This window comes from Streptomyces sp. YIM 121038 (genome assembly GCF_006088715.1).
GTDB lineage: Bacteria > Actinomycetota > Actinomycetes > Streptomycetales > Streptomycetaceae > Streptomyces.
Map to the genome: position 1 here is coordinate 2,793,441 of NZ_CP030771.1, position 15,287 is coordinate 2,808,727.

At 71.6% G+C, this 15,287-nt stretch carries 12 protein-coding genes; 6 read left to right on the forward strand and 6 right to left on the reverse strand.

What is annotated here, in order from left to right; translation table 11 throughout:
• Nucleotides 1-327: 327 nt before the first annotated feature.
• From C9F11_RS11650 to C9F11_RS11665, 4 genes are all read right to left on the reverse strand, one after another.
• On the reverse strand, nt 328-984 hold the full coding sequence (locus C9F11_RS11650) for a DUF2567 domain-containing protein (RefSeq protein WP_138959207.1): 657 nt from the start codon (nt 982-984) through the stop codon (nt 328-330).
• A 58-nt stretch (nt 985-1,042) separates the two neighbouring features.
• Nucleotides 1,043-1,849 (reverse strand): ABC transporter permease, encoded by an 807-nt coding sequence (locus tag C9F11_RS11655; RefSeq protein WP_249402164.1) that lies wholly within the window; start codon nt 1,847-1,849, stop codon nt 1,043-1,045.
• A 61-nt stretch (nt 1,850-1,910) separates the two neighbouring features.
• Complete coding sequence (locus C9F11_RS11660; RefSeq protein WP_138959209.1) at nt 1,911-2,876, reverse strand: ABC transporter ATP-binding protein; 966 nt, start codon at nt 2,874-2,876, stop codon at nt 1,911-1,913.
• Between the two features lie 200 nt (nt 2,877-3,076).
• A complete protein-coding gene (locus C9F11_RS11665) occupies nt 3,077-4,297 on the reverse strand; it encodes an NYN domain-containing protein (protein WP_138959210.1) in 1,221 nt (406 codons plus the stop codon).
• A 312-nt stretch (nt 4,298-4,609) separates the two neighbouring features.
• Here C9F11_RS11665 and C9F11_RS47335 point away from each other — a divergent pair, with 312 nt between their 5' ends.
• Nucleotides 4,610-4,780, forward strand: a complete 171-nt coding sequence (locus C9F11_RS47335; protein ID WP_170316405.1) for a hypothetical protein — start codon at nt 4,610-4,612, stop codon at nt 4,778-4,780.
• Between the two features lie 138 nt (nt 4,781-4,918).
• Here C9F11_RS47335 and dnaE read toward each other — a convergent pair whose 3' ends face one another.
• Nucleotides 4,919-8,458: a DNA polymerase III subunit alpha gene (dnaE, locus tag C9F11_RS11670; RefSeq protein WP_138959211.1), complete on the reverse strand. Its 3,540-nt coding sequence runs from the start codon at nt 8,456-8,458 to the stop codon at nt 4,919-4,921.
• 231 nt (nt 8,459-8,689) lie between these two features.
• On the opposite strand from dnaE, the gene C9F11_RS11675 reads away from it, so the two are divergent.
• From C9F11_RS11675 to C9F11_RS11690, 4 genes are all read left to right on the forward strand, one after another.
• Nucleotides 8,690-10,042 carry a DUF2252 domain-containing protein gene (locus C9F11_RS11675; RefSeq protein ID WP_138959212.1) on the forward strand — a complete coding sequence of 451 codons (1,353 nt, stop codon included), beginning with the start codon at nt 8,690-8,692 and terminating at the stop codon, nt 10,040-10,042.
• Between the two features lie 91 nt (nt 10,043-10,133).
• Nucleotides 10,134-10,823 (forward strand): hypothetical protein, encoded by a 690-nt coding sequence (locus C9F11_RS11680; protein WP_138959213.1) that lies wholly within the window; start codon nt 10,134-10,136, stop codon nt 10,821-10,823.
• 37 nt (nt 10,824-10,860) lie between these two features.
• On the forward strand, nt 10,861-11,679 hold the full coding sequence (locus C9F11_RS11685; RefSeq protein WP_138959214.1) for a thioredoxin domain-containing protein: 819 nt from the start codon (nt 10,861-10,863) through the stop codon (nt 11,677-11,679).
• 116 nt (nt 11,680-11,795) lie between these two features.
• Nucleotides 11,796-13,484 (forward strand): alkaline phosphatase D family protein, encoded by a 1,689-nt coding sequence (locus C9F11_RS11690; RefSeq protein ID WP_249402165.1) that lies wholly within the window; start codon nt 11,796-11,798, stop codon nt 13,482-13,484.
• Nucleotides 13,485-13,547: 63 nt separating this feature from the next.
• Here the strand turns inward: C9F11_RS11690 and C9F11_RS11695 are convergent, their stop codons facing one another.
• Nucleotides 13,548-14,117, reverse strand: a complete 570-nt coding sequence (locus C9F11_RS11695; protein ID WP_138959216.1) for a dienelactone hydrolase family protein — start codon at nt 14,115-14,117, stop codon at nt 13,548-13,550.
• A gap of 77 nt (nt 14,118-14,194) precedes the next feature.
• On the opposite strand from C9F11_RS11695, the gene C9F11_RS11700 reads away from it, so the two are divergent.
• Nucleotides 14,195-15,286 (forward strand): mechanosensitive ion channel domain-containing protein, encoded by a 1,092-nt coding sequence (locus C9F11_RS11700; protein ID WP_138959217.1) that lies wholly within the window; start codon nt 14,195-14,197, stop codon nt 15,284-15,286.
• Nucleotide 15,287 lies beyond the last annotated feature (1 nt).

Genomic DNA, 15,287 nt, shown 5'->3' on the forward strand with positions numbered 1-15,287 from the left:
CAGGAAATCCAAGTCGAACCACGGCCGCCGCCCGGCCTGACCCTCGCGGTGGCGCCCCGGACCCGCCCCTCCCCGAACAAGGGGGCTCCGCCCCCTTGGACCCCCGTATCGGCGCTCCGCGCCTCGTCCTCAAACGCCGGACGGGCTGAAAGTCCCGGTGCCCGCCGGACGCCTTCTGCGGGCTCGCAGCCGACATCCGGTCCGCACCGGCGACGATTCAGCCCGTCCGGCGTTTGAGGACGAGCGCGTCAGCGCGATGAAGGGCGGGGTCCCAGGGGCGGCAGCCCCTGGTTCGGGAAGGGGCGGGTCTGGGGCGCACGCGAGGGCTCAGGCCTGTTCCTGGCGCGCCCCGTAGGAGGAGAACGGCTCCGGATCCCGGGGCCCGAAGAGCGCCGTGAGCACCAGGTGCACGATCATCGCGGCGACGGGCCACGAGAGCAGCACCCCCTTCGCGTTCAGCTCCATCGGCGCGTCGAACACGACCCCCCGGCCCACGGACCGCGCGTGCGCCACCACGTCCGTGTCGGGCCCGAACCACACGCCGACCTTCCAGGCGAGCACCGCCCCGAGCAGCGCCCCCGCGGCGAGCCCGACGACCAGCGGGATGCCGCCCCGCCGCCGCAGGAGGAAGACGACGAGCGCGCTGACGAAGCCGAACGCGAGCCCCAGCAGGGTGAACGTTCCGTCGACCCCGATGGCCTGCTCGCCCTCGGTGTCCTTGAGGTAGACCGCCTGCTTGTCCGCGATCAGCGGCACCCGGGGCGCGAGCCACAGCCACAGCAGGCCGAGCAGCACGCCGCTGACCGCCACCGCGGCCGCGATCACCGCGGCCTGCCCGATCTCGCGCTTCATGCCGGGCTCGCCCTCCTCGTGCCAGGTGTCGGCCTCGGGCCCCGGCTGGGGCGCGGAGGCCTGCGGCGCCTGCCAGGGATTGTGTTCGGGCTCGGGCTGCGGCGGTTGGGAGGGCGTCAGCGGTGCGGTCACGCACACATGGTGCCAGCTCTGCCTGAGAACCGCGCCACCGGACGGACGCGGCCCGCGCTCAGCGCACGGCCGCGCGCCGGTAGGCCCAGGTGGCGACGGTCAGCGAGACCACGCCGACGGCCGCGCACACCCCGAGGTCGAGCAGCACGACGCCCCAGTCGGGGTCGCCGCCGAAGGTGCGGGCGAGCGCCTCGACGCCGTACGTGGACGGCAGCAGGTCGCGCGCGTACTGGAGGAGGCCCGGCATCCGCTCGGCGGGCAGGACGCCGAGCAGGAGCGCCGCCGACATGCCCATCTGGCCGAGCAGCGTGGCCAGTTCCGGGCGGGGCGCGAGCAGCCCGAGGGCGGCGCCGAGCCCGGCGAGCGCGGCACCGGCGAGCGGGATCACCGCGGCGAGCACCCACAGGTGCGTCAGCGGCAGGCCGAAGAGCCCGCAGCCGACGACGGCCGTGACGATGGTGCCGGGCACGGTGAAGGAGGCGTACGCGGCGGCCGCGCCGAGCACGACGGCTGCGGGCGGCACGGGCAGCGTGGCGTAGTGGTCGAGCCCGCCGTCGGCGCGCAGCTGGCCGAAGTACTGGGCGAGCAGGTTCAGCGCGACGAAGGCCACGACGAGGACGGACGAGCCGGCCACGACCGCGCGGGCCTCGCTGCCGCCGTCCACGACCCCGCGCATGAGGATCATGATGCCGACCGACTGGAAGGTGGCAACGAAGAGCAGCGGGATGCGCGCGACCCGGGCCCGCGACAGCTGGGCGCGGTAGACCGCGGCCAGGGCGGGAAGCATCCGGGCCCGCGGGCCCAGCGGCGCCGCCACGTCCACCGCCGCCGCGCGGTCGTCCTCGGCCCGGATCACGGCCTCCAGGGGAACGGCACTCAACGGACAACCTTCCTGCAGACGTCCCAACGCTTCACGGCTCGGTCCCTCACGCCTTCACCAGTCCGTCCCCGCCGCGCCCGCCGAGGGCCAGATACACGTCCTCCAGGCTGGGCGTGGCCAGCGTGAAGTCGTCGAGCGCGGCGAAGGCGCCGCCGCCCGTGACCGCGGCGACGGCCGCCCTTGCCTCCTCCGGCGCGAGCCGCAGCGTCCAGCGGCGCCCGGACTCCACGGCGGACGACCGCAGCGCGGCGACCTCCGGGACGTCGACGGGCGCCCGTTCCCGCCACACGAGCTCCACCCGCACCTCGCCCGCGACCTTCTCCTTCAGGCCGGTGGGCGTGTCGCAGGCGATGACCTTGCCGTGGTCGAGCACGGCGACGCGGTCGAGCACGGTCTCGGCCTCGATGACGTTGTGCGTGACGAGCAGGACGGTCGTGCCGCGCTCGGCGCGCCGCCGGTCGACCGCGCCCCACACCGCGCGCCGCGCGACCGGGTCCATGCCGGTCGTCGGCTCGTCGAGCACGAGCAGCTGCCGCTCACCGACGAGGGCGGTGGCGAAGCAGGCGAGCCTGCGCTGGCCGCCGGAGAGCTTCTTCAGGGGCCGGGATGCGAGCTCGGTGAGCCCCAGCTCGTCGAGGACGTCGTCGCGCTGGGCCCGGGCACGGGCCGCGTCGAGGCCGCGCAGGCGCGCGGTCGTCTCGACGGCGAGGGAGACGGTCAGCTCGTCGAGGGCGGTCGACTCCTGGCCGAGGTAGGCGAGCAGCCGGGCGGCCCGCTCCGGGTGGCGCACGATGTCGTGGCCGAGGACCTCGACGCTGCCGCTGTCGGGGCGCATGAGGCCGGTCAGCTGGCGTACGAGGGTGGACTTCCCGGCGCCGTTGGGCCCGAGGAGGCCGAAGATCTCGCCGCGGCCCACCTGGATGGCGACGCCGTCGCTGGCGCGCACCTCGGGCGTCGCGGGCCTGCCGCGCCTGCCCCGGGCGGCGGGGTAGACCTTGACCAGATCGCGCACCACGCAGACGGCATCGCTGCCGTGCCCCTGCCGGAGCCCCCCTCGGACTGCCTGTGCCGCGCGCGTACTCACGAAGGACGAGGGTACGGGGTCGGCCGCGCGGCGGGGCGCGCGGGGCGGGCCTCACGCGTGTGTCCGGGCGCGCCGTGAACCCCGGGAGGGTTCTTATCCGGCCCTCGCCCCGGGCCCCACGAAACCCCTCACTCCCCGGCAGGCGCGTGCTCGGCGGCGGTACGAACGTCGATTTCCCGCCAGAATCCGGCACGGATCGCATAGCGGTCGTGCTCGTCGATCTGGTCGTCCTTGTGGGCGAGCAGCCCGAAGCGGGCGGCGTAGCGCAGCAGCTCGCCGTCGACGCGGTGCGGGATGCGCGGGTACATCGTGGACAGCTTCTGCAGGTTGTGCTGCTCGGGCAGGCGCGCCATCCAGCGGCGCGCGAAGACCTGCCCGACCTCGTACGGATCCCCGCCGACGGTGGTGATGTCCTCCTCGCGGTCGGCCCAGCGCTGCTCGGCCGTGGTGAGCTGGGCGAGCGTGGGCAGCGCGGCGGCCTCGGCGGACTCCGAGGGGGTGCCGGGGCGGTCGACCCAGCCCTTGTCCGAGGACCAGCGCAGGGTCGCGCTGGTGTGCTCCTTGCCCGCCTGGACGGGGCCCGGGCCGCGCAGGGCGGCGAGGTCCTTGGGGGTGGGGACGCCCTTGGCGGCCCGGTCGCCGTTCTCCTGGGCGCGCGGGGAGGCGGCCGCGTGCTGGGCGGCGGGCTGCTCGGCGGACTCCGCGGGGGCGGTGGTCAGGGCGGACTCGGGCAGCGGCGCGGAGAGGATCGCGGCGATCTCGGGCCGGGGCGCGGGCGGTGGCGCGCAGACGCCGCCGAGCTCCTTGGCGCGGACGGCCTTGGTGATCCAGGCGCGGTCGAGGACGCGCCGCTCGTCGGCCTCGGCGACGAGGTCCTCGGACTGGTTGTAGTCGCCGTCGGCGGCCTGGACGGCCCACAGGTGGACGGCGACGCCGTGCTCCTTGGCGGCCATCATGCCGGGCAGCAGATCGCCGTCGCCGGTGACGAGCACGACGTCGGAACAGGCGCGGTTGCGGGCCAGCTCCGTCAGCTCGGCGTGCATGGCGGCGTCCACGCCCTTCTGCGCCCACCGCCCGTCGCTGCGGGTCAGGGCGCCCAGGCGGACGGTCACGCGCGGCATGACGCGCAGCCTGCGGTGCTCGGGCTGCGGCACGCGGTCGGGCGCGCCGTCGAACCAGTAGATGCGAAGGAGCGGCCGCTCGGTGTCGGACTCGGCGCGCTCGCGCAGGCCCTGGATGAGCGCGGCGTGATCGACGGTGATCCTGGACCGGGACGGCTCTCCCGCGAGGAGGCTCGCGGCGGCTCCCAGCAGATACCCGGCGTCCACCAGGACGACGCAGCGGTCCACGCGATCCACCCTCTTTCCAGGTTGCCCGGCTTGCCCGGCCTTGCCCGAAAGCTCCCCACGGGTGCCCCGAACGGTCTCACCGGCACATGGCCGCGGACCTGCGGTCCTGGGGGTCACTTCGGGTTCGCTTCGAGTCTGCCCGACCTCGCGGAGGTTAACGGCTCGAAACTCGATCTTCGGCGTGGCGTATCCGCTCCGTACCCTCCGGCAGCCCCTATTACGCACGGTGAGTGCCCGAAATGCACGATTGTCACGCATATGTGAGTCTGGTCGCGTCCTGGCCCCCCGATCCTTCGCAGGAGGAAGATCAATATGGCCAAGAACAAGAACCGCGACCGGAACCAGAAAGCCGCGGCCCAGGCCGAGCGCGGTCAGCAGCAGGCGCAGCAGTCCTCGATGGAGGCCCAGGCGAAGTCCGCCGCCGAGGCGAACCCGGGCGATGTCGCCCGTAAGCACCGCGAACGCCGCTTCGGCCACAACTGACGCGGGCTCAGGCACACCGGAGGGGCGCACCCGATGCGGGTGCGCCCCTCAGCCGTGCAGTGCTCCGGGCCCGGCAGCGGGGCGGTCCGGCAGGCGGTCGGCCCGTTGACCCGGCAGCCGGTCAGGCCCGTCAGCCCGTCAGCCCGTCAGGCAGGACGGGCCGAGCAGCACCTTCAGGTCGCCGAAGAGGGCCGGGTCCGGCTTCACGCGGTGCCGGTCGAGCCGCAGCACCGTGGTCTTCTGCGCCCCCTGGAGCTTGATCCGCACCTCGCTGTTGCCCTTGTGGTGGCTGAGGATCTCGCCGAGCCGGGTGACCATCGGCGGGCTCACCTTCACCGTGGGGATGGTGATGAGGACCGGGGCGTTGGTGCCCGCGTTCGACAGGTCGGGGACCTGGAGCTCCATCGCGACGAGCCGGGGCACGTCCTCGCGCTTGTCGAGGCGGCCCTTGACGAAGACGACGGCGTCCTCGACGAGCTGGGTCGAGACCAGCTGGTAGGTCGCCGGGAAGAACATGCACTCGATGGAGCCCGCGAGGTCCTCGACGGTGGCGATGGCCCAGGCGTTGCCCTGCTTGGTCATCTTGCGCTGGAGGCCGGAGATGATGCCGCCGATGGTGACGACGGCGCCGTCGGAGAAGTCCCCGCCGGTGAGCTGTCCGATGCCCGCGTCGGCCTTGTCCGAGAGCACGTTCTCCAGGCCGAAGAGGGGGTGGTCGGAGACGTACAGACCGAGCATCTCGCGCTCCTGGGCGAGCAGATAGGTCTTGTCCCACTCGTCCTCGGAGAACTCCACGTCCAGGCCGAAGCCGGGCTCGCTGGAGTCGTCCTCGCCCATGCCGCCGAAGAGGTCGAACTGGCCCTCGGCCTCCTTGCGCTTGACCGCGACCACGTTGTCGATCATCGGCTCGTACTGCGCGGTCAGGCCCTTGCGGGTGTGCCCCATGGTGTCGAAGGCACCGGCCTTGATCAGCGACTCCGTGGTGCGCTTGTTGCAGGCGGCGGCCTCGACCTTGTCCAGGTAGTCGGGGAAGGAGGCGTACTTCCCCTTGGCCTTGCGGGAGCGGATGATCGCGTCCACCACGTTGGTGCCCACGTTCCGGACGGCTTCGAGGCCGAAGAGGATCACGTCGTCGCCCTGGGCGGCGAAGTTGTGCACCGACTCGTTCACGTTCGGCGGGAGGACCTTGATCCGCATGCGGCGGCACTCGTTCAGATAGACGGCCGACTTGTCCTTGTCGTCCTTCACCGAGGTGAGCAGCGCGGCCATGTACTCGGCCGGGTAGTTCGCCTTCAGATACGCGGTCCAGTACGTGACCAGGCCGTACGCGGAGGAGTGCGCCTTGTTGAACGCGTATCCGGCGAACGGGACCAGGACGTCCCACAGGGCCTGGATCGCCGCGTCGGAGTAGCCGTTCTTGCGGGCGCCCGCCTGGAAGATGCCGAAGTTCTTCTCCAGCTCCTCCGGCTTCTTCTTGCCCATCACGCGGCGGAGGATGTCGGCCTCGCCGAGGGAGTACCCGGCGATGATCTGGGCGGCCTTCTGCACCTGCTCCTGGTACACGATCAGGCCGTAGGTGAGACCCAGGGTCTCCTTGAGCGGCTCCTCCAGCTCCGGGTGGATCGGGGTGATCTCCTGGCGGCCGTTCTTGCGCTCCGCGTAGTTCGTGTGCGAGTTCATTCCCATGGGGCCCGGCCGGTACAGGGCCGAGACGGCGGAAATGTCCTCGAAGTTGTCGGGCTGCATCTGGCGGAGCAGCGAGCGCATCGGACCGCCGTCGAACTGGAACACGCCGAGCGTGTCACCGCGGCAGAGCAGTTCGAAGGTCTTGGGGTCGTCGAGCGGGAGGTCGAGCATCTCCAGGTCGATGCCCTTGTTGACCTTCACCATCTTGACGGCGTCGTCCATGATCGTGAGGTTGCGCAGGCCGAGGAAGTCCATCTTCAGCAGGCCGAGCGACTCGCACTGCGGGTAGTCCCACTGCGTGATGGTGACGCCGTCGGTGTGCCGCACCCAGATCGGGGCGTGGTCGACGATCGGCTCGCTGGACATGATGACGCCCGCGGCGTGCACGCCCATCTGCCGGACCAGGCCCTCGACGCCCTTGGCGGTGTCGATGACCTTCTTGACGTCCGGCTCGTTCTCGTACATCCCCCGGATCTCGCCCGCCTCGCTGTAGCGCGGGTGGGTGGGGTTGGTGATGCCGTCGAGGTCGATGCCCTTGCCGAGGACGTCGGCGGGCATGGCCTTGGTGAGGCGGTCGCCCATCGCGTACGGATAGCCGAGGACGCGGGCGGAGTCCTTGATGGCGTTCTTGGCCTTGATCTTGCCGTAGGTGCCGATCATGGCGACCTTGTCGGAGCCGTACTTCTCCGTCACGTACCGGATCACCTCGACGCGCCTGCGCTCGTCGAAGTCGATGTCGACGTCGGGCATGGAGATGCGCTCGGGGTTGAGGAACCGCTCGAAGATCAGGCCGTGCGTGATCGGGTCGAGGTCGGTGATGCCCATGGCGTACGCGACGATCGAGCCGGCCGCGGAGCCTCGGCCGGGGCCCACCGCGATGCCCTGCTTCTTGGCCCACATGATGAAGTCGGCGACGACCAGGAAGTATCCCGGGAAGCCCATCGAGATGATCGTGTCCATCTCGTACTCGGCCTGCTTCTGGCGGTCCTCGGGGACGCCGCCCGGGTAGCGGCGCTCCATGCCGCGGCGGACCTCCTCCTGGAACCAGGTGACCTCGGTGAAGCCCTCGGGGATGTCGAACTTCGGCATGAGGTCGCGCTTCTCGAACATGCCGGTGGTGTCGATCTGCTCGGCCACCAGGAGGGTGTTGCGGCAGCCCTCCTGCCAGGCGTCCGAGGAGTCGACGGCGTACATCTCGTCCGTGGACTTCAGGTAGTAGCCGGTGCCGTCGAACCGGAAGCGGTCCGGGTCCGAGAGGTTCTTGCCGGTCTGGATGCAGAGCAGGGCGTCGTGGGCGGTCGCCTCGTGCGCGTACGTGTAGTGCGAGTCGTTGGTGACCAGCGGGGGGATGCCGAGCTTCTTGCCGATCTCCAGGAGGCCGTCGCGGACCCGGCGCTCGATCTCGATGCCGTGGTCCATCAGCTCCAGGAAGTACCGGCCCTTGCCGAAGATGTCCTGGTACTCCGAGGCGGCCTTCAGGGCCTCGTCGAACTGGCCGAGGCGCAGGCGGGTCTGGAGCTCGCCGGACGGGCAGCCGGTGGAGGCGATGAGCCCCTCCGACCACTGGGAGATCGTCTCCTTGTCCATGCGGGGCCACTTCTGGAGCCAGCCCTCGGCGTACGCGTCCGAGGACAGCCGGAAGAGGTTGTGCAGGCCCGTCTTGTTCGCCGCCCAGATCGTTTTGTGCGTGTAACCACCCGAACCGGAGACGTCGTCCCGCTTCTGGTGGGGCTGGCCCCACTGGATCTTGCGCTTGTTGCGCCGCGACTCCGGGGCCACGTACGCCTCGATGCCGATGATCGGGGTGACCCCGGCCTTCTGGGCGGTGTGGAAGAAGTCGTACGCCCCGTGGAGGTTGCCGTGGTCCGACATGGCGATATGGGTCATGCCCATGTCGTTGCACGCCTTGAACATGTCCTTCAGCCGTGCCGCGCCGTCCAGGAGCGAGTACTGGGTGTGCACGTGCAGGTGCGTGAAGGGCGGCTTCGACACGGCTTGGGCCTCCAAGGAAAATGCTGCGGCGCGAAGCGCCTCGGTGAGGGGCGGTGGTCGGGTGACGGGAGGGCGCTCGGCGACAGGCTGCGGACAGTCTGGGGGGACAGCGGGGAAGTCTAGTCCGGGTCACTGACAGCCGAGCGGCACTCAGGAGTACGGTCGGGCGTTGGAAGAGGGCAGGGGGCACGGAACGCCTGTCCCATGTCATGCACCAGGAGGCACCCCGCGATGTCGGTCCCGCAGCCCACCGCCGAGCAGCGCGGCGAGGAGATCCTCGCCGTCTTCGGCACCGCTTTCGGCGAGCTGCTCGCCGCCGACCCCGCGGCGTTCCGGGTGAAGTTCCGGAAGATGGCGGCCTCCGCCTTCGCGTTCTACCGGGGCACGGCCTGCCTCTTCTACCACGACCTGGAGCGCGAGCACGCCGGGCGCGACGGCGGGGAGATACACACCGGACCGTACCTGGACGACCGCACGGGCCGGGTGTGGATCCACGGCGACCTGCACGCGGAGAACTTCGGCACGTACATGGACGCCCAGGGCCGCCTGATCTTCAACGTGAACGACTTCGACGAGGCGTACGTCGGCCCCTTCACCTGGGACCTCAAGCGCTTCGCCGCCTCGCTCGCCCTGATCGGCTACACCAAGGCGCTCAGCGACGAGCAGATCACCGGCCTGGTGCGGACCTACGCGGCGGCGTACCGCGCGCGGATCCACGACCTGGCGACGGACGCCAAGAGCGAGGAAGTGCCCCCCTTCACGCTCGACACCGCCCAGGGCCCGCTGCTCGGCGCGCTGCGCGCCGCCCGCTCCCTGACCCGCTTCGAGCTCCTGGACTCGATGACGGAGATCCGCGACTTCGAGCGCCGCTTCGCGCCGGGCGGCGGCTCCATCGAGCTGGACGCCGCCACGCGCTACAAGGTCCTCGCGGCCTTCGACGGCTATCTGGAGACGCTCCCGGAGTCCTCGCTGACCCGCCCGGACTCCTACCGCGTGAAGGACGTCGTGGGCCGCCGCGGCATCGGCATCGGCTCGGCCGGGCTGCCCTCGTACAACATCCTCCTGGAGGGCAACAGCGACGCGTTGGAGAACGACGTCGTGATCTACCTCAAGCAGGCCCAGACCCCCGCCGTCTCGCGCCATGTGACGGACGCCTCGATCCGCTCCTACTTCCAGCACGAGGGCCACCGCACGGTCATCTCGCAGCGCGCCCTGCAGGCGCACGCCGACCCCTGGCTCGGCTGGACCGAGCTGGACGGCGCGGGCCAGCTCGTCGCCGAGGTGTCGCCGTACGCGGTCGACCTGGACTGGTCGGACATCGACGACCCGGAGGAGATCGCCGCGGTGGTCGCCGACCTGGGCCGGGCCACCGCCGCGATGCACGCCGCGGCGGACGACGAGAGCGGCCACTCGGACCTGGTGCCGTTCTCCACGGAGCGGGCGATCGACGCCGCGATCGCGGCCGACGAGGCGGGCTTCGCGGACCTCCTCGTGGACTTCGCGCACGGCTACGGCGCCCGTGCGCGCGCCGACCACCAGGTCTTCGTCGACCTCTTCCGCAACGGACGGATACCGGGCCTGTAGGGCGCCCGCCGCCACGAGGGACCGCGTCGCCCGATTCACAGGGACCCTTTAGGGGTCCCTTACGACGGCCCGTGGGACACTCACTTCCGCGATGGACATATTCGGGACCCAGCTGAGAGTCGTGCGCGCGGCGCTGTTCACGACGGTCGTCGTGCTGCTGTCCGCCGCGTCGCACATCCTGCTGTCCCGGGCCCCGCTGCCGCTGACCACCTGCCTGGCGATCACGGCCGTCGTCTACGTCATCGCGTACGCCCTGGCCGGGCGCGAGCGCGGCTTCGGCAAGATCGCCGCGCTGCTCGTCCCGCTGGAGCTCGCCGCCGACACGGTCTTCACCACCGGTCAGCACGTCTGCTACGGCCAGGCCGGGGGCCCGGTCGCGGGCCCGCTGCGCTCCTTCGGCGTCGACGTGCTGTGCGGCGGCGCCGACGTCGGCACCCCGCTGGCCCGGATGGCGGGCGGCGAGCGGCTGCACGGCGCCGCCGCCCTGCTCGCTGACGCCGACCCGGGCGCGGCCTGGCTGCTGCTCGCCACGCACATCGGCGTCGGTCTCGCCGCCGCCGCCTGGCTGCACCGGGGCGAGCGCGCCCTCGCCCAGCTCCTTCGCGCGGTGGCCGCGGCCACCTTCCGGCCGCTCCTGATCGCCCTGGCCGTGGTGACCGCCCGGGTCGCCCCGGGGCAGCGCGCGCCGCGGCCCGTGCTCCGGGCCCGGGCGACGCGCACCCGGCTCTTCGTGCACTGCGTGGGACGGCGTGGACCGCCGTACTCGGCCGCTGTCGCCTGAGTACGCACGTCCCCCCTCACCATCACGGAGTACCACCATGAGCAAGCGCAACAGCCAGGGCGCCAAGCAGGCCGCCCGCGAGCGGATCCGCGCCCAGCAGGAGGCCGAGCGCCAGCGCGAGAAGCGCAAGCGGTCGATCATCGTCGGCGCGTCCGTCGTCGGCGTCATCGCCATCGCCGGCGGCATCGGCTACGCCGTCGTCCAGAACAACAAGCCCGGCTACTGGGAAGAGGCCAAGGACCAGAAGCTGGTCAAGCCCGCCAACACCTCGGGCAAGGACGGCACGACGATCGTCGTCGGCAAGGCCAGTGCCAAGAAGACCCTGAAGGTCTACGAGGACCCGCGCTGCCCGATCTGCGCCAGCTTCGAGCAGGCCGTCGGCCCGACCGTCGAGAAGGACCTCAAGGACGGCAAGTACAAGGTCCAGTTCGTCGGCGCGACCTTCCTCGACCGCAACTTCCCCGGCGAGGGCTCGCGCAACGCGATGAGCGCGCTCGGCGCCGCCCTGAACGTCTCCCCGGACGCCTTCCTCGCCTACAAGAAGGCCCTGTACTCCGCCGACAACCACCCCGCGGAGGACCAGGACAAGTTCAAGGACGACTCCTACCTCCTGAAGGTCGCCAACGAGGTGCCCGAGCTCAAGAAGAGCGCGGCCTTCAAGAAGGACGTCAAGGACGGCACGTACGACCGCTGGGCCCTGGCCGTGTCGGACGCCTTCAGCGACAACAAGGACGGCGTCGAGGGCACCCCGGCCTTCGTCATGAACGGCAAGCAGCTCAAGGGCGCCGACGGCCGCAACGCCCCGATGACGCCCGAGGACTTCACCAAGGCCGTGGACAAGGCCCTGAAGGCCTGACCGGGAGTCATCACGCAGACGCAGTAGACGGCTTGGGGAAGAGCGGGCGAACTTTTCGAGGGCGCCCGCTCTTTCCGCGTTACTGGTCCGTAGGGTTCGTCCTCGTGACCAGTCGAATAGACAACAACTCCCCCGCGGCCGCCGAGGACTCCGGCAGACCGCGGGCCGCCGCGCTCACACCGCGCCGCCGGACCGTCGTCAAGGCCGCGGCCGCCACCGCCGTCCTCGCCGCGCCGCTCGCGGCCGCCGGGACCGCCCGCGCCGCCGACGGCCCGGCCTTCGCGCACGGCGTCGCCTCCGGCGATCCGCTGCCCGACGGCGTCCTGCTCTGGACGCGCGTCACACCGACCCCGGACGCGGTGCCCGGCTCCGGCAAGGGCCCCGACGTGCAGGTGGGTTGGGAGGTGGCCGAGGACAAGGGCTTCACCCGGGTCGTCGGCCGGGGAACCACCACCGCGACGGCGGCGAGCGACCACACCGTCAAGGCGGATGTAAGGGGCTTGCGCCAGGCCACCACCTATTACTACCGCTTCTCCGTAGAGGGCGGTTCCACGGTGCGCTCGCCCGTCGGCCGGACCCGCACCGCGCCCGCGCACGACGCGGCCGCGCCCGGCGTCCGCTTCGGCGTGGTCTCCTGCGCCAACTGGGAGGCGGGCTACTTCTCGTCGTACCGCCACCTCGCGGCCCGCACCGAGCTCGACGCGGTCCTGCACCTCGGCGACTACCTGTACGAGTACGCGTCCGGCGGCTACGCCTCCACCCGCGGCCTGGTGCGCGAGCACCGCCCCAAGCACGAGATCGTCACGCTCGCCGACTACCGCGAGCGCCACGGCGTCCACAAGACCGACCCGGACGCCCTGGCGATGCACGCCACGCACCCGGTCATCGCGATCTGGGACGACCACGAGGTCGCCAACGACGCCTGGTCCGGCGGCGCGGAGAACCACCAGCCCGAGACCGAGGGCCCCTGGGCCGCGCGCGTGGCCGCCGCCAAGCAGGCGTACTTCGAGTGGATGCCGGTCCGCCCCTCCACCGAAGGCACCGTCTACCGCCGTCTGCGCTTCGGAAAGCTGGCCGATCTGCACCTGCTCGACCTGCGCTCGTTCCGCTCCCAGCAGGCCAAGCCCGGCAGCGGCGCCGTGGACTCGCCGGAGCGCACGATCACGGGGCGCGCCCAGCTCGACTGGCTGAAGGCGGGCCTGGCCTCCTCCGACGCCGCGTGGAAGCTGGTCGGCACCTCGGTGATGATCTCGCCGGTGGCCTTCGGCTCGCTCCCGGCGTATCTGCTCGCGCCGCTTGCCGAGCTGCTCGGCCTGCCCAAGGAGGGCCTGGCCGTCAACACCGACCAGTGGGACGGCTACACGCACGACCGCAAGGAGCTCATCGGGCACCTGCGGGACAAGGGCGTCAAGAACACGGTGTTCCTGACCGGCGACATCCACATGGCCTGGGCGAACGACGTGCCCGTCACGGCCGCCACGTACCCGTCGTCGCCGTCGGCCGCCACGGAGTTCGTCGTCACGTCCGTGACCTCCGACAACGTCGACGACTATCTGAAGGTGGCGCCGCACACGCTGTCGCTCGTCGGCGTCGCCGCCGTCAAGGCCGCCAACCGCCATGTGAAGTGGCTGGACATGGACTCGCACGGCTACGGCGTCCTCGACGTGACCGCCGAGCGCTCGCAGATGGACTACTACGTGGTCTCCGACCGCAAGGACCCCGAGGCCACGTCGTCCTGGGCCCGCTCGTACCGCACGCTCAGCGGGACGCAGAAGGTGGAGCGGGTGCGCGAGCCGGTGCGCTGACCGCTCGCCGGGCACGGTGCGGCGAGCGCCACACCGTGCCCCGCGGCGCCCGCTGGACCACCGCTAGAGGGTCTCCAGGAAGCCGAGGGCCGTGCGCCAGGTGGTCTCGGCCGCGTCGGCGTCGTAGTCGTCCAGGTCCGGGTCGGTGAACAGGTGGCCCGCCCCGGCGTAGCGGTAGACCTCCACGTCGGCGCCGGCCCGGCCCATCTGCAGGTACCAGGCGCTCAGCCAGTCGTCCGTCTCGAACGGGTCGGGCTCGGCGACGTGCAGCTGCACCGGCAGGCCGTCCACCGACGCGTTCTCGGCGATGTCGCTCGTGCCGTGCAGGAGCAGCAGGCCGCGCGCCTTGTCGTCGCCGAGCGCGAGGGTCTGCGCGACCGAGGCGCCGAACGAGAAGCCCGCGTAGACCAGGCCGCGGTCCGAGTACGGCGCCGCGGCCAGAACCGCACGTTTGAGGAGCTCGTCCCTGCCCACTTCTTCCTGGTGGGCCATGCCCTCCTCGACGGTGTCGAAGACGCGCCCCTCGAAGAGGTCGGGGGTCCACACCTGGTGGCCCGCCGCGCGCAGCCGGTCGGCCGCCGCGCGCACCGCGGGCCGCAGCCCGTACGTCGAATGGAAAAGCACGATGTTCATGGATCCATCGTGCCATCCGAGCCCACCCGCCCCACCTGCTCTCGATCGTCCCACCCGCTCCACCTACCCTCGGAGACATGGAGAACGTCCTGCGACCGTTGATCGTGGTCGGCGCCGTACTCGTGCTCACCCTGGCCGTCGGCTGGCTGGTGGACACGGCACTGCGCCGTGCCGACGCCCTGCAGCCGCAGCGTCCCCTGTGGGGGCTGCTCCGCCGCTGCCGCCTGCCCCTGCAAGTCGTCCTGTGCGCCGCCCTGCTGCGCGGCTCGTACGCGCACGCGCAGATCGCCGAGGACCACTCGGCGGGCATCGGCAGAGCACTCACCCTGGTCCTGATCGGCTCGGTGGCCTGGCTCGCGGTGCGGATCTCCACGGCGATAGTGGAAGCGTCGTACGCGCGCTACGCCGCCGCCCACCGCGACCCCGCCCGGGTGCGCCGCGTCCGTACGCAGGTGACGCTGATCCAGCGCGTCGTCGCGGCCCTGATCGGCGTGGTGGCGGTGGCCGCGATGCTGCTCACCTTCCCCGCGATGCAGGCGGCCGGGGCCTCGCTCCTGGCGTCCGCGGGCATCCTGGGCATCGTGGCGGGCGTCGCCGCGCAGTCCACGCTCGGGAACCTCTTCGCCGGGCTGCAGATCGCGTTCGGCGACATGGTGCGGATCGGCGACACCGTCGTCGTGGACGGCGAGTGGGGCACCGTCGAGGAGATCACGCTGACGTTCCTGGCCGTGCGCACCTGGGACGAGCGGCGGATCACGATGCCCGTCTCGTACTTCACGTCGAAGCCGTTCGAGAACTGGTCGCGCGGCGGCTCCCAGATGACCGGCACGGTCTTCTTCCACCTCGACCACACCGCCCCGGTCGCGGCCATGCGCGAGAAGCTGCACGACGTGCTGCGCGACTGCGCCGCCTGGGACGGCCGGGACTGGGGCCTGGCGGTCACCGACACCACGGTCAGCACGATCCAGGTGCGCGCGCTCGCCACCGCCAAGGACGCCGACGACATCTGGACGGTACGGGTCACGGTCCGCGAGCAGCTCGTCGCCTGGCTGGCCGAGCACCATCCGTACGCGCTGCCGCGGGTCAACACCGCCTGGGCGGAGCTGCCGCCCGACGACGCCCGGCCGCGGCCGACGCCGCCGCACACGCCGCGCACCGGCCGGGGCTGAG